Here is a 22755-nt window from a genome sequence, read left to right on the forward strand (position 1 = left end):
GCTCCCGCTCACCCCAGTCCCCCATGCGCACCCCCGACTCGGTGCCCACCATCGACCCGCGGCTCGCGCATGCGCTCGGGCGGCCGCAGCACGGGGACTCGGTGGCTCGGCGTACGGGGCGTTCGATTCGGAAGCTCACGGCCTCCGCCGCGCAGGACGTGGCGGAGGAGACGCGGATCGCACGGGAGTTGCAGCAGCCGGTGACGACGGGGCGGGTGATCGCCGTGACGTCGATCCGGGGTGGGGTCGGGAAGTCGACGATGGCCGCGCTGCTGGGGCGGACGTTCAACCACTACCGACACGACCCGGTGCTCACGATGGAGGCGGACGCCGCGCTCGGCACGCTGCCGGTGCGGATGGGGGCCGACTCGGTGCGCTGGGCGGCGGGCGATCTCGCGCAGATCCTGAACCCGGCGATGCACCTCACCGACGTCACCGGGTACTTGGTGCCGGTGGCGGACGGCGGCTGGCTGCTGCCCGGGAGCCAGGGCCGGGTCGGGGCCCCGCTGGACATCCGTACGTACCGCACGGTGACCCTCGCGCTGCGTCGCTACTTCGCGGTGACCGTGGTGGACTGCGAGACGCTGCCGGGTGAGGTGGCCCGTACGGCGATGGACACCGCCCACGCGCGCGTGGTCGTCGCGCCGATGACCGCCGAGGGCGTCAACGGCACCCGCCAGGTACTGGACTGGCTCGGCCAGCTGCCGCACTCCGCGCTCGCCTCGACCGTCGTCGCGCTGACCGCCAACTCCCCCGACCTCACGCTGGACCTGAAGACGGCTGTCGCCCACCTCAAGGAGTCCGGCGTCCATGTCGTCCCCGTCCCCTACGACCGCCACCTCGCCCAGGGCGGCCCCATCCGCACCGCCCTGCTGGGCCAGGAGACCCGCGAGTCCGCGATCACGCTGGCTGCGGAGGCGATGACGCGGGCGGTGAGGATGCGATGAACACGGCAGCCACCCGGGTGACACGAGAAGGGGTCCGTCCGTGACCCAGCAGCTGATCCATCGTCCCGCGCGGAGCACACGCCCGCTCGGGGCCGCCGGGGCCCGGACCATCGAGCCGCCGCCGAACCTCCCGGAGGGCAAGGCGGGGACGGCGGCGACGGCGTTGCTGCCGATGGCGGGTGTCATGGGCTCGGTCGTGATGATGACCGTGATCCGGAACAGCCAGTTCGCCGCGCTCGGCGCGATGGTGCTGGTCTTCGCGCTGCTCGGCGCGGTCGCCCTCTTCCTCTCCCAGCGCGGCAAGGCCCAGCGCACCCGGCGTACGCAGCGCGAGCGGTATCTGGAGTACCTGGAGGAGCTGCGCGAGGAGTTCGGGACCGACGAGCGGGAGCGGCGGCAGCTGGCGCGGGTGCTCAACCCGCCCCCGGAGGCGCTGTACGACCTCGTGCGCGACCCCGCCCGGCTCTGGGAGCGGCGGCGGCAGGACCCGGACTTCCTGCGGGTGCGGGTCGGCACCGGTGACGTACCCGTGGCGAACCTGGCCATCGGGCAGAACCAGGGCGGGGTGCTGACGCCGCCCGACCCGTTCATGCTGAACGAGGCACGGGCGCTGCTGGCCCGCTACTCCGTCGCCAACGACTGCCCGATCACCGTGCCGTTGGACCGCGCGGGCAACGTCAGCGTGGTCGGCGACCGGGAGGGCGTACTGCGGGTGGCCCGGGCACTGCTCGTCCAGGTCGCCGTGTCGCACGCGCCGGACGACGTGGCCGTGGCGCTCGGCGTGCCCGGGGAGCGGCTGGCGGACTGGGAGTGGGCCAAGTGGCTGCCCCATGTGCTGGACGGGCAGGAGCACGACGGCCCGGTGGCGGCCCGCCGTATCGCGCCGAGCCTGCCGCAGCTGGCCCGGCACTTCCGGCACGAGCTGGGCCGGCGTGCCTCGTACGCGGCGGAGGTGCGCCGGGGGCTAGCCGACCGCAAGGCGCTCAAGCTGGCGTCCCGCATGCTCGTCGTGAGCGACGAGTACGGGGAGACGGCCGCCGAACTGCCCCGGCCCGACACGGCGGTCGGCCTGCCGGACATGGGTGTCACCGTGCTGCATCTGCTGGCGGAGCAGGTGCACGAGCCCGACCAGGTGTCGGTGCGGATCACCGTGCGGGGCGACGAGGTCGTGGTGGAGGACCTCCGCGAGCCGGGCACCCCCACCACCGCGCACGGCACCTCCGACCACGTCACCGCCGCCGGTGCCGAAGGCCTCGCCCGGCTGCTCGCGCCGCTGCGGCTGTCCGCCGAGTCGGCCGCCGAGGGCACCCCGGTCACCGGACCCGTCGACTTCCCGGGCCTCCTCGGCATCGACGACCCGGCCCTGCTGGATCTGGCCCGGCTCTGGGCGCCGCGCGGTGAGCGTGAATTCCTGCGGGTGCCCATCGGCTTGACCGACCGTCACGAGCCCGTGCTCCTCGACCTCAAGGAGTCCTCCGAGCTGGGTATGGGCCCGCACGGGCTGTGTGTGGGCGCGACGGGTTCCGGCAAGAGCGAGCTGCTGCGCACGCTCGTGCTGGCGCTCGCCGCCACCCACTCCCCCGAGGACCTGGCGCTCGTCCTGGTCGACTACAAGGGCGGCGCGACCTTCGCCCCCTTCACCGAACTCCCGCACGTGGCAGGTGTGATCACCAACCTGGAGAACCAGGCGGGGCTCGTCGAGCGTGTGCACTCCAGCCTCGCGGGCGAGGTCAAGCGGCGGCAGCAGGTGCTGAAGGACGCGGGGAACGTGGCCGACATCGGGCACTACGCCGCCCTGCGCGCGACCAAGCGCCCCGACCTCGAACCCCTTCCGCACCTCTTCGTCGTGATCGACGAGTTCGGTGAACTCCTCACCGCCAAGCCGGACTTCATCGATCTGTTCCTGTCCATCGGCCGCATCGGCCGCTCCATCGGCGTCCATCTCCTCCTGTCCAGCCAGCGCATCGAGGGCGGCAAGCTCAAGGGCCTGGACACGTATCTCTCGTACCGGCTGGGGCTGCGCACCTTCTCCGCAGACGAGTCGCGGACCGTCCTCGACACCACCGACGCCTTCCACCTTCCGCCGCTGCCGGGCTTCGGCTATCTGAAGGTGGACACGTCGACGTACGAGCGGTTCAAGGCGGGGTACGTGTCGGGCGCGTACCGGGGCCCGGCGCTGGTCGCGCAGGAGGACGACACGCCGCTGGCCTGGCCGTATCCGACGTACAACACGCTCGACAGCGGGCCGGCGAACAACGAGGTCGCTGAGGAGCCGAAGGCGACCAAGCGGGAGACCGGGCCGACCGTGATGTCGGTGATGGTGGACCAACTCGCGTCCGCGGCACGGCCGGTGCGCCGGATCTGGCTGCCGCCGCTGCCGGACGCGATCACGCTGGACACGGCGGCCGGGCCGGTGCAGGTGGACGAGCGCGGGCTTCAACTGGCAGACCGGGGAAGCCCCTTGCGGGTGCCGCTCGGCGTGCTGGACGATCCGGCGAAGCAGTGGCAGGGGCACTGGGTGCTCGATCTGACGGTCGCGGGCGGTCACGCGGCGTTGATCGGCGGCCCGCAGTCCGGCAAGACGACGCTGCTGCGGACCCTCGCGCTCTCGCTCGCCACGACCCACACGCCCGCCGAAGTCGCCGTCTACGGACTCGACCTGGTCGGTGGCGGGCTGTCCGCCCTCTCCGGGCTGCCGCACGTCGGCGGGATCGCCGGGCGGGCCGACCGGGAGCGGGCCGCGCGGACGGTCGCCGAGGTGCGGACGATGCTGATCGAGCGGGAGGAGCTGTTCCGCGAGCACGGCATCGACTCCGTCGACCAGCTGCGGCACCTGCGGGGACAGGGCAAGCTGCGTGAACTCGGCTCCACCGACATCGTGCTGCTCATCGACGGGTTCGGTGCGCTGCGCGACGAGTTCGCCGAGCTGGACGACACCGTCGTGGATCTGCTCAAGCGCGGTGGCGGTTACGGCATCCATGTCGTCGGCTCCATGCTGCGCTGGAACGACGTGCGGATCGCGACGCAGTCGATGTTCGGGACCCGGGTGGAGCTGCGGCTCAACGACCCGAGCGATTCGAGCGTCGACCGCAAGCTCTCCGAGACGCTGTCGCCCGACACTCCGGGGCGCGTCCTGACCGACGGCAAGCTGTTCGCGCAGGCCGCCCTCCCCCGCCTCGACGGACGGCCGTCGACGGGCGACCTCGGTCCGGCGCTGGAGGACGCGGCCCGTACGATCCGGTCGACCTGGCACGGTGAAATCGCCGCGCCGGTAAGGGTGTTGCCGACCCGGCTGCCCTCCGCCCAGCTGCCGTCGCTCGTCACCGAGCCGAACCGGGTCCCGATCGGTGTGGACCAGGACGCCCTCGCGCCCGTCCTGCTCGATCTCTTCGGCTCGGACCAGCATCTGCTGATCCTGGGCGACAACGAGTGCGGCAAGACGAACCTGCTGAAGCTGGTCGCGGCACAGCTCGTCGAACGGTACTCGGACGAGGATCTGGTCTTCGGTGTCTTCGACCCCCGACGCGGGCTGCGGGGCGTGATCCCGGAGCCGTACCGGGGCGGGTACGCGCACAACGCGAAACTCGCGGCGGGGCTGTCGACGGGCATCGCGAGCGAGCTGGAGAAGCGGATGCCGGAGTCGGCGGACCCGGACTCGATGACCGACGAGCCCGCGTTCAAGGGCCCGCGGATCGTGATCCTGGTCGACGACTACGACATCCTCACCACCGCCGGGCAGCAGCCGCTGGCGCCGTTCCTGCCGTATGTGTCGTCGGCGCAGGACATCGGGCTGCACTTCGTGATCACGCGCCGGGTGGCGGGTGCCTCCCGGGCGATGTACGAGCCGCTGCTCCAGACCCTCCGCGAGACCGGCACGGCCGCGCTGCTCATGACCGGTGAGCGGAGCGAGGGCCAGCTCTTCCCCGGCCTGTACGCCTCCGCGCAGCCGACGGGCCGGGGCACGCTGGTCCGCCGGGGTCGGGCCCATCAACTGATCCAGACTGCCGTATCGGCCGAAGGAAGCGCTCCGTGACCAAGGACGTCATCGCCCTCACCCCGAAGATGCCCAACGTCTGGGCACTCATGGCGAGTCTGTACGCCGGCGGCTCCGACCTGGACCTGTCGGCGGCGGCCGACGGCGCGGTCGTACAGCTGCATGGTCCCGGTGGGCGGCCGCTGGTGTCCGTGGAGTCTCCGGTCCTCGTGCAGGTGCCGGGCGAGGCGGAGCGGCTGCTCGGGCAGAGCGTGGAGGCCCCGTTCTGGTGGACGGAGGCGCGGGCGTCCACGGCCGTCCCGGAGGCGGAGAAGCTGGCGGGGGTGGTGTGCGGACGGCTCAACGCGCTGCTGGGCGGCTCCACTTGGCCGCCGGAGGCAGCGAGCACGAAGGTCGTCGACGTGTCCGCCGTACCGTCGGCGGGGTCGGGGCAGCCCGCCGTGGACGTCGTGACCGAGCACGCGGCGGTCGTCCTCATCGACCGGCCGGTGGTCGCCCTGACCAGCTGGCTCGCGGAGATCATGCGTACGGCCGTGGCGTCCCGGCAGTCCCTCCAGATCGTCACGCCGCCCCACGTACGCCTGACCACCGCGGCCCGTGCGACCCTCGCGCGCGTCCCCAACCGCTGGGTCGTCCAGGACCCGGAGTGCGGCTACTACGACGGGCTGTCGGGGGCGGTGCTGCGCTGGCAGGACGGGGCGTTCTCGCCCGCGCTCGCGGAGGACGGGACGGCGACCGTGGCCGCCGCGTTCACGCGCCCGGCGGACGAGGCACCGGGCCGCCAGCTGATCGTCGCCCTCCGTACCGTGCACAAGGCCGACGAACGGCTGCTGCTGGGCGGCGCGCCGGAGGCGGCCTGGGAGGCGCTGACGGGGACGGCTCCGGCGGGCTGGGGCACGGCGGAGCCGGTCAACCTCCCTTGGTCGCCACGGCAGTTGACCGACCTGGCCCGTGAGCGGGCGCCCGAGCCGTCGCAGCTGATCGTGGTCGGCGACCCCGACCGGCCGGCCATGGCGACGGTCCGGGTGACGCGGACGGCGAAGGGCGTGGAGGAGGACGTGGTCCTGACGGTCGGGTACGCGGACGGCGAGGAGCTGCCGCTGGACCGTATCGAGCCGCTGGCCGAGTCCCTGGTCAGGGAGCACGGGCTGCGGACCATGCTGGCCTCCGTGCGCCTGGCGCGCGCCGACCTGACGACCGCACCCCGCCTGGAGGGACCACCGCTGCCCGCGGCCTTCACCCTCGGCCCGGACGACGTGCACACCATCGGGCTGGACCACGCGCGACGCCCGCCGGTCGAGGTCCGGGCGGTGCACCTGGGATCGACGGCCCGTCCGGCGCTGCACTACCCCCTCGGGGACGGTACGGACGTCGAGGCCTGGGGGCGGTTGCAGGAACTGACGGCGCATCTACGGTCGGCGACGCCACATAGAACGTGATCGTGAATCGATCGCCTGCCCGGCCGCAGATGCCGCCACTGCTGGTCCGCGTCCGTAGCGTGGTTCAGTCCGGTTCCGGTCGGTTGTCCTTCTCGATCGCCTCGCGAACGGCCATCGCGAGGTGCGCGGCTCGTTCGACAACACCGGTGATGAGGACTGGCCTGCCGTGAGCGAGCTTCAGCCGAAGACTCACGTTCCCGCCGAACGCGCGGCCGAGCGCGGTGTCCTTGCCGTTGTCGGTGAGGTTGGTGACGTCCTCCCACCTCACGACACGGCGCTTGCCCCGGTAGGAGTGGACCAGACCGTCCACGTACAGCTCGAACGCCTCACCGGAGCGTGTCAGGAACAGCCAGCCCTGCCAGCACCCCATGAGCAATGCCCCGAGGCCGCAGCCGAGTACGAAGCTCGGCACGGCATCGTCGCCGACGATCGAGTTCTTGTACGCCGGGATCGCAAGCACCACGCCGAGCGGGATGCCGGCAAGACCCAGGAGGAGTAGCGCCAAGGCATTGCGACCGCGACGACCGTTGTCGCTCTCATATCGCTTCACCAGTGCGCCCAGCTCGTTGCCCATGCGATGAAGCTATCGGCCATCGCTTGGGACCGGTCCCGGAGGTGTCCCGGCCGCAGGTTCCGGCCGGTCAGGTGGGCAAGGACGATCGATCCTACGATGACGGCCCTGTCCTCCGGCCCTACACGGCCTGACGCCGCACTTCGCCCCGGGGAAGGCGGAGGGCACGGCACCGTAGGGGCGGTTGCCACAGCTCACAGCGCACCTCGGAGGCGATCATTCCCGGCCATCCATCCCTGCTCACGAGGGGTGACTCGCGTCACGAACACAACGACCAATACCACCAGTACGAGCTCTGGCGGGTGAAGGATTTACCGGCCTGACCTGGGGACCTAACCTCCCGGCAACAGCTGCCAGAAGGCACGCGCCAGGAGGAGAACCATGGCCAGATCCAGCCACATCGGCACCGGACACCCCGCCGTCACCAGCACGGTGTCCGCGTTCAGGCGCCCCGCCCGGCGCCCCCTCGCGGCGGCGTTCGCCGCGACCCTCGTGCTCGGCACCCTGGCCGCCTGCGGCGGCGGTGGCGACGACGCGCCGAAGGTGGCGGAGAACAAGATCTCGGCGGGCCAGGTGCCCGACTACTACCCGGCGGACTACGCGGACCTGATCGAGGCGGCGAAGAAGGAAGGCGGCAAGCTCACCGTCTACTCGAACCTCGGCGACGAGAACATGGCGCCGATCGTCCGGGACTTCAAGAAGAAGTACGACTTCATCAAGACCGTCTCCGTCAACGAGCTGGACAGCGACGAGCTGTTCCAGAAGACCCTCTCCGAGAGCGCCGCCGGTTCCTCCCCGGCGGACGTGCTGATCTCCAGCGCGGCGACCGCGTGGGCGGACTTCTCGGCCCGCAAGGACACGGTCCTGGAGTACAAGTCGCCGGAGCTGTCGGAGCTGGGCGAGAGCGCGGAGCTGCTGCCGAGCGTGTACTCGATGTCGCAGGACCCGATGACGATCGCGTACAACACGTCGCTGATGGAGACCCCGCCGACCACCCTGACGGACTTCGCGAAGATCGTGACGTCGGACGAGGGCAAGTTCAAGAACAAGGTGACGGTCCGCGACCCGGAGGGCTCGTTCGGCTTCACCGTCACGCGGGCGCTCACCGAGGGCAACCCGGAGGCGTGGAGCGACCTGGAGAAGATCCTTCCGCTGACCCGCCCGGAGACCTCCTCCGGCACCCAGCTGGAGAAGATCGTCGCCGGTGAGTACACGGCCGGCTTCCTGATCAGCGCATCCCCCGCGTACCCGGTCGTCGAGGACAGTGCGGGTCTGGTGAAGATCGTCTTCCCGAAGGACGGCACGGTCGTCCTGCCGCGCGGTCTCGGTATCGCCGCCGAGGCGCCGCACCCGGCGACCTCCAAGCTCTTCCTGGACTTCGCCCTCTCCGACGAGGGTCAGCGCGCGGTCGCCGAGGGCGGTCTGGCCTCTTACCGCGAGGGTGTCAAGGGCGAGGGCCTGCACACCTACCAGGAGGTCGTCGACGCGGTCGGCGAGGAGAACATCATCCACGTCAAGTACGAGGCGGTCACCAAGGACGACGCCGCGGCCTGGCAGGAGCGCTTCGACGGACTCCGTAAGTAGGCAGCCTCCCGGGACGATCGGAGTCAGAGCAGATGTCAACCCTCACCCAGCCACCCCGCACACCGGCCGGCGAGTCACCCACGGAAACGTTCGAGCCGCCGCGCTACCGCCGCGTGCTCGGCATCGGACGGGACACGGTCGTCCAGTACGCGGTTCTGGCGTTCCTCGCCGTGCTGGTGCTGGCCCCGATCGTCCCGACCCTCTACCAGAGCATCCGCAACCGCCCGCTCTACGAGGCGGGCGGGGCCTTCACCCTCAGCGGCTACAGCGACCTCTTCACCAAGGCGGGCTTCGGTGAAGTCGCCCTGAACACGCTGCTGTTCGCGTCGCTGACCACGGTCCTGAGCCTGGCCATCGCCATCCCCATGGCGATCGTGGTGGTCCGGACGAAGCTGCCGGGCGGCCGGCTGGTCGCGCTGGCGATGCAGTGGCCGTTCTTCATCTCGTCGCTGATCCTGGGCTTCGGCTGGATCATCATGTACGGCCCGGCCGGGTTCGTCAGCGTCAAGGTGCAGCAGCTCTTCGGCGGGGTGCCGTGGAACCTGTACTCGATCCCCGGCATGGCGCTCACGGAGGCCGTGGCGCTCGCCCCGATCGCGTACGTCTTCTGCGCCAACGCGCTCAGGCAGTCGGACGCGTCGCTGGAGTCGGCCGCCCAGGTCTGCGGTGCCGGACCGTTCCGGATCCTCGCCCAGGTGATCGTGCCGCTGCTGCGGCCGCCGATCGTCTACAGCGCGATCCTCGTCTTCTCCGTCTCCATCGAGACGCTGAGTGTGCCGCTGCTGTACGGCCAGCCGGTCAGCATCGACGTCTTCTCAACCTTCCTCTACCACAACGGACTTCAGTCGGTGGACCCCGACTACACGATGCTGGGCGCCGCCTCCACCGTCATCCTGGTGGTCACGCTGAGCCTCGTCGCCGTACAGGCGAAGCTCCTCAAGGACGCGGCCCGGTTCGTGTCCGTGCGCGGCAAGGTCACCCGGCCGCGCAAGCTCGACCTGGGCTGGCTGAAGTGGGTGAGCATCGCGTGCATCTGGTTGTACGTGATCGTCGGGGCCGTGGTGCCGATCGCGGGCCTGGTGATGCGGTCCTTCACGCTCGTCTTCACCCCGCTCCAGTCGCCGTTCAAGACGGTCACGACGAAGAACTACGAGCTCGTCTTCGACTCCGACAACTACGTGCAGTCGCTGTGGAACAGCCTCATCGTGGCCGGTGTCGGCTCGGTGGTCGTCAGCGCGCTCGCCGTGTTCGCGGTGATGGTGGCCCGCCGGTCCACCTTCCGCTGGGGCCGGGCGGTCGAGTACCTCGCCCTGATCCCCCAGTCCCTCCCCGGCATCATCATCGGTATCGGCTTCTTCTGGGCCTTCGCGCTCGCCCCGTTCGGGATGGGCTCGGTGCTCCAGGGCACGATCTACGCCGTCATCATCGCCTTCGGTATGCGGGCGCTGCCCAGCGCGTTCGGCTCGGTCGCCCCGGCGATCATGCAGATCGGCGGTGAACTGGACAACGCGGCCCGGGTCTCCGGCGCCGACTGGCTGATGACCTTCTTCCGGGTCCTGCGGGCCCTGATCACCCCGGCGTTCGCCGGAGCCCTGGTGCTCACCTTCGTGATCATGCTCAAGGAGTACTCCCCGGCCGTCTTCCTCAGCTCGGCCGACAACAACATCCTCGGCACCACCATGCTCAGTCTCTGGACGCAGGGCAGGGCCGGATCCGTCGCCGCGCTGGCCACCCTCCAGATCGGCATCACCGCGGTCTTCGTCGCACTCGCGGGACTGCTCATGAAGGGAAAGCACCATGCCTGAGGTGACCGTCAAGAACCTCGCCAAGACGTTCGGCGACAACTCCGTCCTGCGCGATGTCACCTTCACCATCAAGGACGGCGAGTTCTTCACGCTGCTGGGCGCGAGCGGCTGCGGCAAGTCGACGACGCTGAACTGCATAGCGGGTCTCGAGCAGCCGACGGAGGGCTCGATCTCGGTGGGCGGGAAGCCGTTCGTGGACGCCGGGGCGGGGATCTTCCTCCCGCCGGAGGAGCGCAACCTCGGCATGGTCTTCCAGTCGTACGCGCTCTGGCCGCACATGACCATCGCGAAGAACCTCGCGCTGCCGCTGAACATCCGCAAGGTGCCGAAAGACAAGCAGAAGACGCTGATCCACGACGCGCTGGACAAGGTCGGCCTCGCCGCGCTGAGCGGCCGTTACCCGCACCAGTTGTCGGGCGGCCAGCAGCAACGCGTGGCCCTCGCCCGCGCGTTGGTCTACTCCCCGACCGTCCTCCTGCTCGACGAGCCGCTGTCGAACCTCGACGCCAAGCTCCGCGAGCAGGCCCGCGCCTGGCTCAAGCGGCTCCAGGAGGAGCTGGGCATCACCACCGTCTACGTCACCCACGACCAGGACGAGGCCCTCGCCCTCAGCGACCGGATCGCCGTGATGGAGGGCGGCAACATGATCCAGATCGGCACCCCGCACGAGATCTACGAGCGGCCCGCCGCGCCCGCGGTGGCGGCCTTCGTCGGCCGCTGCAACTTCCTCACCGGCAAGGTCGTCTCCCTGGACGGCACCCGGCACACCGTGCTCCTCGACTCCAGCGGGGACGTCGTACGGGTCGACAGCGACGCGCGCGTCCCGACCGGCGACTCCGTCACCGTCGCGGTCCGGCCCGAGCGGCTTGAGGTCGTGGCTCCGGCCGAGATACCGGCCGGCGTGAACAAGCTCAACACCCAGGTCATCACCAGCTCCTACGTCGGCTCGCGCTACGAGTACGACGTCCGCCTCGGCGACCAGGTCGTCCAGGTTCTCAGCGGCAACGGAGGGCTGGCGGGCGAGGTGGCACTGGTCTTCGACCCGGGCCACGCGCTGCTGTACGCCGACAAGGTGGAACTCCCGAAGGACCAGCGGGACTTGCTGACGGTGACGTCGTAGTCAGGTCGTAGTCACGTCGTAGTCCTGACGGCTCGGTTCGAACCGTGGGTTCGGGCCGGGCCAGGGCCTCGCTGCTTGCCCGGGTACGGAAAGGAAGAGAGGGCCACGTTGCCTGTGGCCCTCGTTGTCTGTCTGGTTGCGGCTGGGCGAGGCTGTGGCCATGAGAATCGGCGTGTCGCTGCTCATCCTGTCGCTGGCCCCGGCGCTGGCCTGCTTTTTCGTGTTCGCCGTGTGGCTGCCCTCCGACATGGAGCGCTACCGGGATTACGGGGAGGCCGAGTCGTGCGCCACCGGCGCCCCGACGGAGGAGTGGGAGGACTGCCTGCGCACGGCCTCCTTCACCGTCGACAGCACGAAGATCACGCAGAGCAGGAGCGGCAGCTACCGGGCGACCTTGTCCGGCGCGCCCTTCTGGAACGGCACCGTGGCCTTCGGTGACCCGGGGCCGCTGCTGAGGAGCCTCCAGCCGGGAGACCGGGTCACCGCCACCGTCTGGCGCGGAGACATCACGGCGCTCAGCAGGGGAGGCGTCCGGCAGCGCACCTCCGAGGAACCTCGCGACGAACCCCAGATGACGTCCGCGATCGGCACTTTCCTGGGTCTCCTGGCGGCCCTGGGGCTCTGGTTCGGCGCGACGCGGCTGACCGGACCCCCTGACCGCAAGCCCCTCCCCTGGGCGGGGTACGCCCGACCGCTGCTCATCGCGCTGCTCACCGCCTGCGCCGGTGTGGGGCTTCCGTCCGTGTGGCTCGGCTTCCCGTGGTGGCTCGTGCCCACCCTCGTCGTACCGCTCATGGTGTGCACGACCTGGTTGGTCCACCGTCATCAGCCGCAGCCGCGCTACCGGGACCGCCGTGCGCGCTCCTGAGCCGAGAGTCGTTTGACCACGGACAGCCAGCGGGGCAGGTCGATTTCGGCCAGGACAGTCTTGCCAGGCGGGTTCCGGTCCAGTACCTGCCAGCGGTTGGCGAGCGCGTCGACGAGGGTCAGGCCGCGCCCGCCTTCGTCGAGGGGCCGGGACGGTTGTACGGCGCCGGGGCCGGGCGGGTGGCGTTCGGCGCGGGTGTCGGTGACCTCGATACGGAGCGAACCCGCGGGCAGGGAGAGTCGCAGTTCGAAGTCCCGCCCGGGTACGCGGCCGTGGGTCACCGCGTTCGCGGCGAGTTCGGCCACGACCGCCGCCGCCTTGTCGGACTCCTCCGAGCCGTGCGGGATGCCCCAGCTGTGCAGCTGGATGAGGGCGAGGTGTCTCGCCAGGCGGGCGCCTAACGGGGTCGAGCTGAAGCGCTGGGTGAACACGTGCACGGTGACGGGGTGTTGAGCGGCGGGCAGTGCGGTCATGGCGCCAATGTGACCTGCGCGCGGGCCGGTTCACCAGCTCCGCGCCGCGTACGCTGCGCGAGCGTACGCGGTTACGCACTGGACGGTACTGGTGACGTACTGTGACCATTGGTGTTGAACGGTGTGGTTCAGCGGGCGGGTGCGCGGGAGGTGGCCCATGGTGGCCGACAGCGGCGGCGTGGTGGGGATGGGTGGGGGCGGCGAGCCGGAGTCGTCCGACAGTCTGCGGACGTTCGGGGCGATGGTCCAGGCGTTGCGGGAGCACGCGGGGCTGAGCCGGGAGGAGTTGGCCGACTTCATCGGCTACTCCAAGCACATGGTGGCGTCGGTGGAGTTGGGGAGGCGGATGCCGGATGCGGCGTTCGTGGAGGGGGTGGACCGGGCCGTCGGGAACACCGGGGCGCTGATCAAGGGGGCTCAGCATTTGGGGCGGCAGCCGGGGTTGGCGGCGTGGTTCCGGAAGTGGGCCAAGTTGGAGGCGGCGGCGATCACCTTGTACACGTACGAGTGCCGCATGGTTCCGGGCCTGTTGCAGACGGAGGCGTATCTGCGGGCCATGTCAGCCGACCAGCTTCCGCCGATGGACGACCAGCAGATCGAGGAGCGCTGGGCCGCCCGTGCCGAGCGCCAGCGGCTGTTTGAGGAGCGCGCGAACACAGCCTTCAGCTTCATCCTCGAAGAGCACCTTTTTCTGCGGCGCACGGGAGGAGCAGCAGTCACGCGAGGTCTCATCGACCGGGTACTGGACATCTCCGAGCTGAGGAATGTCGATATCCAGGTCATGCCTCTGGTACAGGAGTCACACTCTGGGCTGCACGGGCCGATCCGGCTCTCGGAAACCCCCGAGAACAGGTGGTTCGCCTACAACGAAGGGCAGGAAAGCGGTCAGCTGATCTCCGACGCGAAAGTGGTCAGCGTCCTTAAGCAGCGGTATGTCAGGATGCGTTCGCAGGCTCTCACCATCCGTGACTCCGTGAGCCTGTTGCAGCGGATGCGAGGGGACCTATGAGCAGCACCCAACTGGCCTGGTTCAAGAGCAGCTACAGCAGCGCCTCCGGCGACGACTGCGTCGAGGTCGCCCTCTCCTGGCACAAGTCCAGCTACAGCAGCAGCGGCGACGGCGACTGCGTCGAAGTAGCCGTCCCCCTCCCCCACACCATCCACGTCCGCGACTCCAAGAACACAACCGGCCCCCTCCTCACCCTCTCCCCCACCGCCTGGGCGGACTTCGTCGCCCACGCCGCGCGGGACTGACCCCAGCATGATCGGAACCGTGTTCCGGAGCGACGACGTGCCCGCGGAGCACCGGTTCGACTACTGGGGGGAGTTGATGCACCGGGCGATCGCGCCCAGTCACATGAGCAGCGAGTTCGCCGACGACTTCTGGGCGCGGCAGCGGCTGCTGGAGCTGGGGCCGGTGCTGGCGTGGCCGACGTCGCACCTGCCGACGGGGTTCCGGCGTACCGAGAAGCTGGTGCGGCAGTCCGACCCGGAGATGTACCACCTGTCGCTGGTGCTCGGCGGCGGACTGGGGTTCGAGCATCTGGGGCGAGCCGAGGCGTACGGGCCGAGCGACCTGTGGGTGAGCGACACGTCGCGACCGTACGAAGTGCACCTGCCGGCCGGCCTGGGCCGTCAGGTGATCACCGGGGTGGGCGTGGACTTCCCCAAGGCACTGTTACCCCTGCCGTCCGCCCGCATCCAGCACCTGCTGGGTCGGCGGTTGTCGGGGCGGGAGGGGGTGGGCGCCCTGTTGACGGGGTTCCTCACCGGCCTGGAGCAGCAGGCCGACGTCCTCCAGCCGTCCGACGCGCCCCGCCTGGGCACCGTCCTGCTCGACCTGCTGTCCGCCTGGTTCGCCCAGGTGCTGGAGGCGGAGGACGCGCTGCCGCCGGAGACCCGCGAGCGGGCCCTGACGACGCGCGTACGGGCGTTCATCCGCCAGAACCTGCACGACCCGGCGCTGACGCCGCCCGTGATAGCGGCCGCGCATCACATCTCGCTGAGCTATCTGCACCGGCTGTTCCAGGAGGACTCCCCCGGCGAGACGGTCGCGGCCTGGATCCGCGCCCAACGCCTCGAAGGCGCCCGCCGCGACCTGGCGGACCCCAACCTCAGATCCACGCCCGTCCACACCATCGCCACCCGCTGGGGCCTGGTCCGCGCCTCCGACTTCACGCGCGCGTTCCGGGGCACGTACGGGGTGTCGCCCACGGAGTACCGCGTACAGGCGGGGTCGGCGCGCGAGCCGGAGTAAGCACAACATCGACGCGCCCGTGGACGCAGAGCCAAACCCCCTGTGGACTCGCTCCTAACGACAGCCTCGTCGCTCTCCCCGCATGGTGATCCAACAGGTCAGATCATTCACTGGAGGGGAAAACAATGCGCAAGCGCAGCATGGCGCTCGCCGGAGCGATCGCGGCGATAGCCATTCCGCTGTCCGCCACGTCGGCCAACGCGGTCGGGTCCGAGGGCCCCTGGGCCATGAAGAACCAGAACAGCGGGAAGTGTCTGGCGATTCCCGGCGGCTCCTCGGCGGGGCAGGGGACGGCTGCCATCCAGTTCACCTGCGACCAACCGGTCAACGACGTGTGGGACGCCGATCAGGCGTGGTACTGGGAGCTGATTCCGGGAGCGACGTCGACGTACACCATCAAGAACTACGCCACCGGTCAGTGTCTGGCCGTCGGCGGCAGCAGCACCAACGGTGCGGAGGCGATCCAGTGGCCTTGCCGCAGTGGCGCCGACGAGCAGGAGTGGATCTACGACAGCACCCATCGGCTGCGGAACAACAAGACCGACCTCTGCCTCGCCATCCCCGGTGCCAACGAGGCGAACGCTGTCGCCGCCATTCAATGGACGTGCAGAGCCGTCAGCACCAACCCGGAGCAGCAATGGCACCAGGTCTGGTGACATCCGCCCGACCAGTGCGTGAGCTGCGCACCTGAGACGGGACAGCACTTCGCCCCGCCGGATGGACTCCGGCGGGGCGAAGTGGACCTACGCGCCGTATCTCAGTTCGTGGCGCTGCGGCGACGGCGGCGCATCCACCACGTCAGGCCCGCGCCTCCGGCGGCCAGGGTCGCGGCGAGGGCCGCGAGCAGGCCGACGGGGGTGTCGCTGCCGGTGTCGGCGAGGTCGCCGTCCGGCTCCTTGGCCGGGGGCTTGCCGTTGTCGCTGGGGGCCGGGGCCGGGGTGGACGGCGTGGGGCTGGAGTCGTCGTCCGGCTTCGACGGTGAGGGGTCCGGCTCGGTCGGAGTCGGGGTCGGCTTGGGGTCGGGCTTGCCAGGGTTCTTCTCCGAGCCTCCGCCGCCGAGGAAGGCGGTCTGGGTGTCGCCATAACCGGTCTCGGTCTGAGTGGACGTCGAGGTGGTGGTGTCCAGCCGTGGGTTTTCGAGGCTGAACTCGACGCGGGTGATGTTCCGCTTCGGGGACTTGGAGAAGTCCACGCCGCCGACGATGTAGATCTGGACGCCATGATCGGTGTCGACGTTGTACCGGAACTCACCGTTCTTGAAGATCTGGACGTAGCGCTCGTACAGGTCGTTCTTGTTCCACTTGTCGTTCGGGGCGCGCAGCGGCCACCGCTTGACGTTGTTGCTGTTGATGATCGAGCGGAAGTCGGTCGGCTTCGCCGCGTCCTGCTGGCGGACCCACTCGGCGGCGACGCGGGACTTGTAGACGCGGCGCAGATCGGCGTACTGGGATTCGGTGTTGATCTGCTTCTCGACCGCGGGGACGATCATCGAGTCGATGATGGCCTGGGCCTGACGGGTCTGGGTCTCGTCGGGGGTGCAGATCGGCTCGCCGGCGCCCGGCGTGCTGAAGGACTCGGCGGTGGACTGCAGGCGCAGCGGGGCGTCGAGGATGTAGATGCCGCCGTCCTGTTCACGGACCTTGGCCGGCTTGGGCTCGATCCAGTTGCGCAGGCTGGGCATGCAGGGGTAGCCGTTCTCCTTCGGCAGGGCCGCCCAGTACCGTCGTCCGAGGTCGGTCGAAGGGTCCATGGCCTTGTAGAAGTCGTGCTTCATCCGCAGGTCGGCTTCCAGCAGGATACGGCCGGCGTCGGTGGACGCGAAGGCGTCGTCCAGGATCCGGTCGGGCTGGTCCGGGTTGAGGTTGACCCAGAACTTGTCCGGGGTCAGCGCGAGCCAGGTGAAGAAGGAGTCGGAGACGAGCTGCATCTTCGCCTCACCGCCCCATCCCGGGTCGGTGTCCGGGTCGGGCATGTAGCCGGCCTTCATCGAGTAGTCGAGGCCCTTGCCCTTGACCGGGTTGCCGACGTACTGGAGTTCCAGGGTGGAGAAGTCCACGCCGCCGGGGCCGCGCATGAAGGCGCCGCGTGCGTTGTTCTGCTCGTACTGGCGCTGGAGGATCTTGGCTTCCTCGGGGGTCTTCCCGGAGCGCCAGGCGGCGTCGTTGAGCGGCCCGAACGTGCCCGTGCCCGGGCGGGGGTTCATGACCTGGTAGTTCTTGGAGTAAGTGTTGCGTTCGTAGGCGGGGATGCCGTTGGCGATGCGCTCACGGATCTTGACCTGCGGACGCTGGGTGCCCCGGGCCCGCCTCAGCTCTTCGTCGAGCTGCTTGTACTTCTTGAGGGTGTTGTCGGCCGTGCGGGCGCCGGAGAACATGTTCAGCCGGGCGTTCTTCATGTCCGGGTGAGCGAGGATCTTCCGGTCGTTGACCAGCTGCTTGTTGATGTGTTTGCCGTTTGACTTGAACTCGCCGAGGTCCGTGGTGCGCTTGTTGTAGGTGTCGTAGTCGCGGGTGGCGATGACCTTGCCGTTCTTGTCCCGCAGCTCGATCTTCACCTGACACAGCCAGTCCGGGCCGATAAGGCTGTACTGGCGGACCATGCGGGCCTCGAACGCGGCACCCTTCTTGTTGTTGACCTCGTTGCCGATGTACCAGCGGTCCAGCCAGCGGGAGAAGTCGCGGGTGGGGTTCTTCGCCGTATCCAGATGGCGGCCGTAACGGGCGTAGATCGCCTTCCGCTTGTCCTCGACATCGCCCGTCTTCTCGTAACGCTTGTCCCACTTCTCGACGTCCGCGTCCGTGTTCCCGGCCTCGGCTTGCTCGTCCGCGCTGGGCCCGGGGAGGTTGTCGAACGCCTTCGCCGGGTTGTCGTAGACGTACCGGTCGGGACGGGGATTGGTGGAGTAGTACTGGTCCTGCGGGATACCGGAGTTGGGTGGGGTGCGGTCGTAGGGCTTCCCCAGCCACTTCTCGTCGCAGCGTTTGCCGCCGATGATGTGGATGGTGTCCCCCGGGGCCGCGTGCGCGACTCCGGGAAGGGCGGTGACGGTGACCGCGAGGGCCGACAGGACGGCGGCGGCCATACGCCCTGGAAGACGCCGCCCAGTGAGACGTATTGCGCCATTGGCGTCATTCACGATATGTGCTCTTTCCCTCAAAGCGTGGGGGCATGAGGGGGTGCTGAGGATGGCGCATGGGGCCCCCGTGGCAGATGATGCGCCGCCGACACCCTAGGGGCGGGCCACAGCCCGGGCACAGGGTTGCCGGGGGTGTGCACAAAACCAACACGTGGGTGAGGGGCGGGGGTTGGCCGTGCGGCGACCAACGGGCGCTACGGTTGCGGCCATGACCAACTCGGCAGGCGGCGGCACGGACCCGCAGTCGCATCCGCAGCTGTTGACGTGGCTGGAAGCGCGGCAGGAGCGTTTCGGTACGTGGGTGCGCGACGTGGGGGGTCCGGAGGTGTGGGACGGGAGCGCGGAGTCCCTAGAAGCCCTGGAACAACTGGTGCGACGGCACTACGACGACCAGTACCACGTACTCGGCGCCCGCATGGACCCCCTCCTCCAGGGCGCCGCCTGGTACCTGGGCGAGGTCCTACGGCGGGAGAAGGGCTGGGTTTGGAAGTACCAGCCCTTCGCCGTCGGCGGAGGAGTCCTACCGTCCCTCTTCGGCGGCGCGGACCGCGTGGGCGTGATCGACGACCCCTGCGTAGCCGCCCCGGACGCCCACGAGGACGACGCCCTGTACCCGATGCGCGCCCTGGGCGAACTGCTCATGACGAAGGACGACCAGGGGGAGCCGGTGGACTTCCACCTGGCCGATCTTCTCGACGAGGACGAGGACGCAGACGACGACTAGTACTGCCGTGGTCGTCAGCGATTCAGGTCCATGACTCCGACGCCGAGCCCGCCGTAGGGCTCGGGAGTCACCGTGGCGACCAGCGCTCCCATGGGATGCATCTGGTTCGGCCGGGCGGCGTGCACGGCGGCCGCGCCACCGAAGGGAACACCCTGGCCGTTCAGCTCGGCGATGGTCACGGCCATGGCGTAGTCGTCTTCGATGAGGTGGAGGACCTCGACCAGTACGCCCACATGGTCGACGATCCCCGCACGCTGACGCTCGGCTTCCAGCACACACAGGACAGGCACCCACAGACGTACGTCATCGCTCGATGCCGCGGCATGGATGAGGCCGGAAACCTGCTTGTCGCCCCCGCGGCCGTGGACTCCCGCATCCCTCTCCCGACTCGTCGTGGAGCCAGTCACCAAGGACACTGCCAAGGAAGCCGTCGTGCGAATGAAAGACAGTGGCAGGACCGGCGGGCACAAGTACGCGTTGGACGCGATCGTCGCCGCCACAGCCCGCGCGGCACAGCCCCCGGTGACCGTCCTCACCCCCGACCTCGACGATCTCAAGCCGCTCTGCGGCAAGCAGGTCGAGGTCAGGCAGGTCTGACCCGGACATCGGGTCCTCTCCCCGCCCGCACAACGCCGCCCGGTCCCCGGGAAACACCAGGCCCCAGGGACCGAACGGCAACTACGTCACGCCGCGTGCTCCACGAACCGCGCCGCCGTCTGGGCCAGCAGCTCGCGTCCGTCACCCGCCCACAGGTCGTCGTTGAACAGCTCGACCTCGATGGGGCCGGTGTAGCCGGCCGCCTCGACGTACCCCGTCCACTCCCTCATGTCGATCGCGCCGTCGCCGATCTGGCCGCGGCCGGTCAGGACGCCCTGGGGCAACGGGGTGATCCAGTCAGCGAGTTGGAAGGTGTGGATGCGGCCGCCGGCGCCCGCGCGGGCGATGGCCGCCGGGGCCGTGTCGTCCCACCAGATGTGGTACGTGTCGACCGTCACGCCCACCTGCTCCGCCGGGAAGCGTTCCGCGATGTCCAGGGCCTGGGACAGCGTCGACACCACGCAGCGGTCCGAGGCGAACATGGGGTGCAACGGCTCGATGGCCAGGCGTACGCCGTTGGAAGCGGCGTAGGGGCCCAACTCGGCCAGCGCGTCCGCGATGCGCTCCCGCGCGCCGTGCAGGTCCTTCGAGCCGGAGGGGAGGCCCCCGGAGACCAGGACGAGCGTGTCCGTGCCCAGGGTCGCCGCCTCGTCGATCGCCCGGCGGTTGTCCTCCAGGGCCGCCGCCCGCTCCGCCGGGTCGATGGCCGTGAAGAAGCCGCCCCGGCAGAGAGTGGTGACCGCGAGGCCCGCGTCACGGATCAGCTTGGCCGTGGCGTCCAGGCCGTACGCCGCCACCGGCTCGCGCCAGAGGCCCACGCCCGGGATGCCCAACTCGACGCAATCGGCGACCAGTTCGGGCATCGACAGCTGCTTGACCGTCATCTGGTTGATGCTGAAACGCTCAAGTCCCGTACTCACTGGGCCACTCCATACAGGGAGAGCAGGTTCTTCATCCGGGCCTCCGCCAGCGCCGGGTCCGGGAACAGGCCCAGGCCGTCGGCGAGTTCGTAGGCGCGCGCGAAGTGCGGGAGGGAGCGGGCCGACTGGAGGCCACCGACCATCGTGAAGTGCGACTGGTGGCCGGACAGCCAGGCCAGGAACACCACGCCCGTCTTGTAGAAGCGGGTGGGGGTCTGGAAGAGGTGGCGGGAGAGTTCGACGGTGGGGTCGAGGAGGTCCCGGAAGCCGTCCGTGTTCCCGGTGTCCAGCACCCGCACGGCCTCGGCCGCCAAGGGCCCCAGCGGGTCGAAGATACCGAGGAGGGCATGGCTGAAGCCCTGGTCGTCACCCGCGATCAGCTCGGGGTAGTTGAAGTCGTCGCCGGTGTAGCAGCGCACGCCCTGCGGAAGGCGGCGGCGGATGTCGATCTCGCGCTGTGCGTCCAGCAGGGAGACCTTGATGCCGTCCACCTTGTCGGGGTGCGCGGCGATGACCTCCAGGAAGGTGTGGGTGGCGGCATCGAGGTCGGTGCTGCCCCAGTAGCCCTCCAACGCCGGGTCGAACATCGGGCCCAGCCAGTGCAGGATCACCGGCTCGGAGGACTGGCGCAGCAGGTGGCCGTAGACCTCCAGATAGTCCTCGGGGCTCTTGGCCACGGCGGCCAGGGCCCGGGAGGCCATGAGGATGGCCTGGGCGCCCGACTGCTCGACCAGCGCGAGCTGCTCCTCGTAAGCGGTTCGGATGTCGTCGAGGCTGTACGGGTAGCCGATCTCGGTGGCGGACAGCTGGTCGGTGCCCACCCCGCACGCGATGAGGCCGCCGACCGCCTTGGCCTCGGCCGACGAACGGCCGATGAGTTCGGCGGCGCCCGCCCAGTCCAGGCCCATGCCACGCTGGGCGGTGTCCATCGCCTCGGCGACGCCCAGGCCGTGCGACCAGAGGTGGCGGCGGAAGGCGAGGGTGGCGTCCCAGTCGACGGCGGCGGGCGAGTCGGGGGACACGTCCGCGAAGGGGTCGGCGACGACGTGCGCCGCCGAGAAGACCGTACGGGAGGTGAAGGGGGCGCCGGTCGTCAGCGCCAGGGGTTCGGTACGCGGACTGTAGGCCTTCAACACCCCGTCCGCGCCGGGCAGTTGGATCGTCACAGCTGGATCTCCGGTACGTCGAGACGGACGCCCTCGGCCGAGGACTTCAGGCCCAGCTCGGCGAGCTGGACGCCGCGGGCACCGGCCAGCAGGTCCCAGTGGTAGGGCGCGTCGGCGTAGACGTGCTTGAGGAACAGCTCCCACTGGGCCTTGAAGCCGTTGTCGAACTCGGCGTTGTCGGGCACTTCCTGCCACTGGTCGCGGAAGGAGTAGGTGGCGGGGATGTCGGGGTTCCAGACCGGCTTGGGGGTGGCGCTGCGGTGCTGGACACGGCAGTTTCTCAGGCCTGCCACCGCCGAGCCCTCCGTGCCGTCGACCTGGAACTCGACCAGCTCGTCGCGGTTGACGCGGACGGTCCAGGAGGAGTTGATCTGGGCGATGGCGCCGCCGTCGAGCTCGAAGACGCCGTACGCGGCGTCGTCGGCCGTGGCGTCGTACGGCTTGTCCTGCTCGTCCCAGCGCTGCGGGATGTGGGTGGCGGTGAGGGCCTGGACGGACTTCACCCGGCCGAACAGCTCGTGCAGGACGTACTCCCAGTGCGGGAACATGTCGACGACGATGCCGCCGCCGTCCTCGGCGCGGTAGTTCCAGGAGGGGCGCTGGGCCTCCTGCCAGTCGCCCTCGAAGACCCAGTAGCCGAACTCGCCGCGGATGGAGAGGATACGGCCGAAGAAGCCGCCGTCGATGAGGCGCTTGAGCTTCAGCAGGCCCGGGAGGAAGAGCTTGTCCTGGACGACGCCGTGCTTGATGCCGGCGGCGCCCGCCAGCCGGGCCAGCTCCAGGGCGCCGGCGAGGCCGGTGGCGGTCGGCTTCTCGGTGTAGATGTGCTTGCCGGCGGCGATCGCCTTCTTGATCGCCTCCTCGCGGGCCGAGGTGACCTGGGCGTCGAAGTAGATCTCCACGGAGTCGTCGGCGAGGACCTCGTCCACGTCCGTCGCCCAGTGCTCCAGGCCGTGCCGCTCGGCCATCGCCTTCAGCGCGTGCTCGCGGCGGCCCACGAGGATCGGCTCGGGCCACAGCACGGTGCCGTCGCCGAGGTCGAGGCCGCCCTGCTCGCGGATGGCGAGGATGGAGCGGACCAGGTGCTGGCGGTAGCCCATGCGTCCGGTCACGCCGTTCATGGCGATCCGTACGGTCTTGCGTGTCACGGCCCG

General features: G+C 69.8%; 20 protein-coding genes. 13 read left to right on the forward strand and 7 right to left on the reverse strand.

Annotated elements, in window-relative coordinates; translation table 11 throughout:
- Positions 1-23 precede the first annotated feature (23 nt).
- The 3 genes from JIX55_RS19065 to JIX55_RS19075 are packed head-to-tail and all read left to right on the forward strand — an operon-like array spanning position 24 to position 6380.
- Positions 24-947, forward strand: a complete 924-nt coding sequence (locus tag JIX55_RS19065) for a type VII secretion protein (protein WP_257564514.1) — start codon at positions 24-26, stop codon at positions 945-947.
- Between the two features lie 40 nt (positions 948-987).
- On the forward strand, positions 988-4980 hold the full coding sequence (eccCa, locus tag JIX55_RS19070; protein ID WP_257564515.1) for a type VII secretion protein EccCa: 3993 nt from the start codon (positions 988-990) through the stop codon (positions 4978-4980).
- The gene (locus JIX55_RS19075; protein ID WP_257564516.1) at positions 4977-6380 is read left to right on the forward strand and encodes a DUF6177 family protein; all 1404 of its coding nucleotides are present in this window, start codon (positions 4977-4979) and stop codon (positions 6378-6380) included. The genes eccCa and JIX55_RS19075 overlap by 4 nt, the downstream gene beginning before the upstream one ends.
- 64 nt (positions 6381-6444) lie before the next feature.
- Here the strand turns inward: JIX55_RS19075 and JIX55_RS19080 are convergent, their stop codons facing one another.
- Positions 6445-6954, reverse strand: coding sequence for a hypothetical protein (locus JIX55_RS19080; protein WP_257564517.1), 510 nt, complete (start codon positions 6952-6954; stop codon positions 6445-6447).
- Positions 6955-7332: 378 nt separating this feature from the next.
- Here JIX55_RS19080 and JIX55_RS19085 point away from each other — a divergent pair, with 378 nt between their 5' ends.
- The 4 genes from JIX55_RS19085 to JIX55_RS19100 all read left to right on the forward strand — a co-directional run bounded on the left by JIX55_RS19085 (position 7333) and on the right by JIX55_RS19100 (position 12328).
- Positions 7333-8535 carry an ABC transporter substrate-binding protein gene (locus JIX55_RS19085; protein ID WP_257564518.1) on the forward strand — a complete coding sequence of 401 codons (1203 nt, stop codon included), beginning with the start codon at positions 7333-7335 and terminating at the stop codon, positions 8533-8535.
- 32 nt (positions 8536-8567) lie between these two features.
- A complete protein-coding gene (locus JIX55_RS19090; protein WP_257564519.1) occupies positions 8568-10340 on the forward strand; it encodes an ABC transporter permease in 1773 nt (590 codons plus the stop codon).
- Positions 10333-11460, forward strand: a complete 1128-nt coding sequence (locus tag JIX55_RS19095; protein WP_257564520.1) for an ABC transporter ATP-binding protein — start codon at positions 10333-10335, stop codon at positions 11458-11460. Before JIX55_RS19090 ends, JIX55_RS19095 begins: the two co-directional genes overlap by 8 nt.
- Before the next feature lie 160 nt (positions 11461-11620).
- Entirely contained in the window at positions 11621-12328 is a 708-nt protein-coding gene (locus tag JIX55_RS19100) for a hypothetical protein (protein ID WP_257564521.1), read from the forward strand.
- Here the strand turns inward: JIX55_RS19100 and JIX55_RS19105 are convergent.
- On the reverse strand, positions 12301-12801 hold the full coding sequence (locus JIX55_RS19105; RefSeq protein ID WP_257564522.1) for an ATP-binding protein: 501 nt from the start codon (positions 12799-12801) through the stop codon (positions 12301-12303). The genes JIX55_RS19100 and JIX55_RS19105 overlap by 28 nt on opposite strands.
- Before the next feature lie 157 nt (positions 12802-12958).
- On the opposite strand from JIX55_RS19105, the gene JIX55_RS19110 reads away from it, so the two are divergent.
- From JIX55_RS19110 to JIX55_RS19125, 4 genes are all read left to right on the forward strand, one after another.
- The gene (locus JIX55_RS19110; RefSeq protein WP_257564523.1) at positions 12959-13810 is read left to right on the forward strand and encodes a helix-turn-helix domain-containing protein; all 852 of its coding nucleotides are present in this window, start codon (positions 12959-12961) and stop codon (positions 13808-13810) included.
- Positions 13807-14055 carry a DUF397 domain-containing protein gene (locus tag JIX55_RS19115; RefSeq protein WP_257564524.1) on the forward strand — a complete coding sequence of 83 codons (249 nt, stop codon included), beginning with the start codon at positions 13807-13809 and terminating at the stop codon, positions 14053-14055. Before JIX55_RS19110 ends, JIX55_RS19115 begins: the two co-directional genes overlap by 4 nt.
- Before the next feature lie 7 nt (positions 14056-14062).
- Positions 14063-15058: a helix-turn-helix domain-containing protein gene (locus tag JIX55_RS19120; RefSeq protein WP_257564525.1), complete on the forward strand. Its 996-nt coding sequence runs from the start codon at positions 14063-14065 to the stop codon at positions 15056-15058.
- A 125-nt stretch (positions 15059-15183) separates the two neighbouring features.
- Positions 15184-15714 (forward strand): RICIN domain-containing protein, encoded by a 531-nt coding sequence (locus tag JIX55_RS19125; RefSeq protein WP_257564526.1) that lies wholly within the window; start codon positions 15184-15186, stop codon positions 15712-15714.
- A gap of 101 nt (positions 15715-15815) precedes the next feature.
- Here JIX55_RS19125 and JIX55_RS19130 read toward each other — a convergent pair whose 3' ends face one another.
- Positions 15816-18140, reverse strand: coding sequence for a hypothetical protein (locus JIX55_RS19130; protein WP_257564527.1), 2325 nt, complete (start codon positions 18138-18140; stop codon positions 15816-15818).
- Between the two features lie 262 nt (positions 18141-18402).
- Between JIX55_RS19130 and JIX55_RS19135 the strand changes: the two genes are divergently transcribed.
- Positions 18403-18918, forward strand: coding sequence for a hypothetical protein (locus JIX55_RS19135; protein WP_257564528.1), 516 nt, complete (start codon positions 18403-18405; stop codon positions 18916-18918).
- A gap of 14 nt (positions 18919-18932) precedes the next feature.
- On the opposite strand, the gene JIX55_RS19140 is transcribed toward JIX55_RS19135, so the two are convergent.
- Positions 18933-19208, reverse strand: coding sequence for a hypothetical protein (locus tag JIX55_RS19140; RefSeq protein ID WP_257564529.1), 276 nt, complete (start codon positions 19206-19208; stop codon positions 18933-18935).
- Between the two features lie 142 nt (positions 19209-19350).
- Between JIX55_RS19140 and JIX55_RS19145 the strand changes: the two genes are divergently transcribed.
- Positions 19351-19515 (forward strand): hypothetical protein, encoded by a 165-nt coding sequence (locus JIX55_RS19145; protein ID WP_257564530.1) that lies wholly within the window; start codon positions 19351-19353, stop codon positions 19513-19515.
- Between the two features lie 86 nt (positions 19516-19601).
- On the opposite strand, the gene JIX55_RS19150 is transcribed toward JIX55_RS19145, so the two are convergent.
- From JIX55_RS19150 to JIX55_RS19160, 3 genes are read right to left on the reverse strand one after another with little or no spacing between them, the layout of a single operon-like run.
- Positions 19602-20399, reverse strand: a complete 798-nt coding sequence (locus JIX55_RS19150; RefSeq protein WP_257569383.1) for a sugar phosphate isomerase/epimerase family protein — start codon at positions 20397-20399, stop codon at positions 19602-19604.
- Positions 20400-20431: 32 nt separating this feature from the next.
- Positions 20432-21601 (reverse strand): dihydrodipicolinate synthase family protein, encoded by a 1170-nt coding sequence (locus JIX55_RS19155; protein ID WP_257564531.1) that lies wholly within the window; start codon positions 21599-21601, stop codon positions 20432-20434.
- On the reverse strand, positions 21598-22749 hold the full coding sequence (locus tag JIX55_RS19160) for a Gfo/Idh/MocA family protein (RefSeq protein WP_257564532.1): 1152 nt from the start codon (positions 22747-22749) through the stop codon (positions 21598-21600). Before JIX55_RS19160 ends, JIX55_RS19155 begins: the two co-directional genes overlap by 4 nt.
- Positions 22750-22755: the final 6 nt, after the last annotated feature.

The sequence above is a fragment of the Streptomyces sp. DSM 40750 genome, assembly GCF_024612035.1.
Taxonomy (GTDB): domain Bacteria; phylum Actinomycetota; class Actinomycetes; order Streptomycetales; family Streptomycetaceae; genus Streptomyces.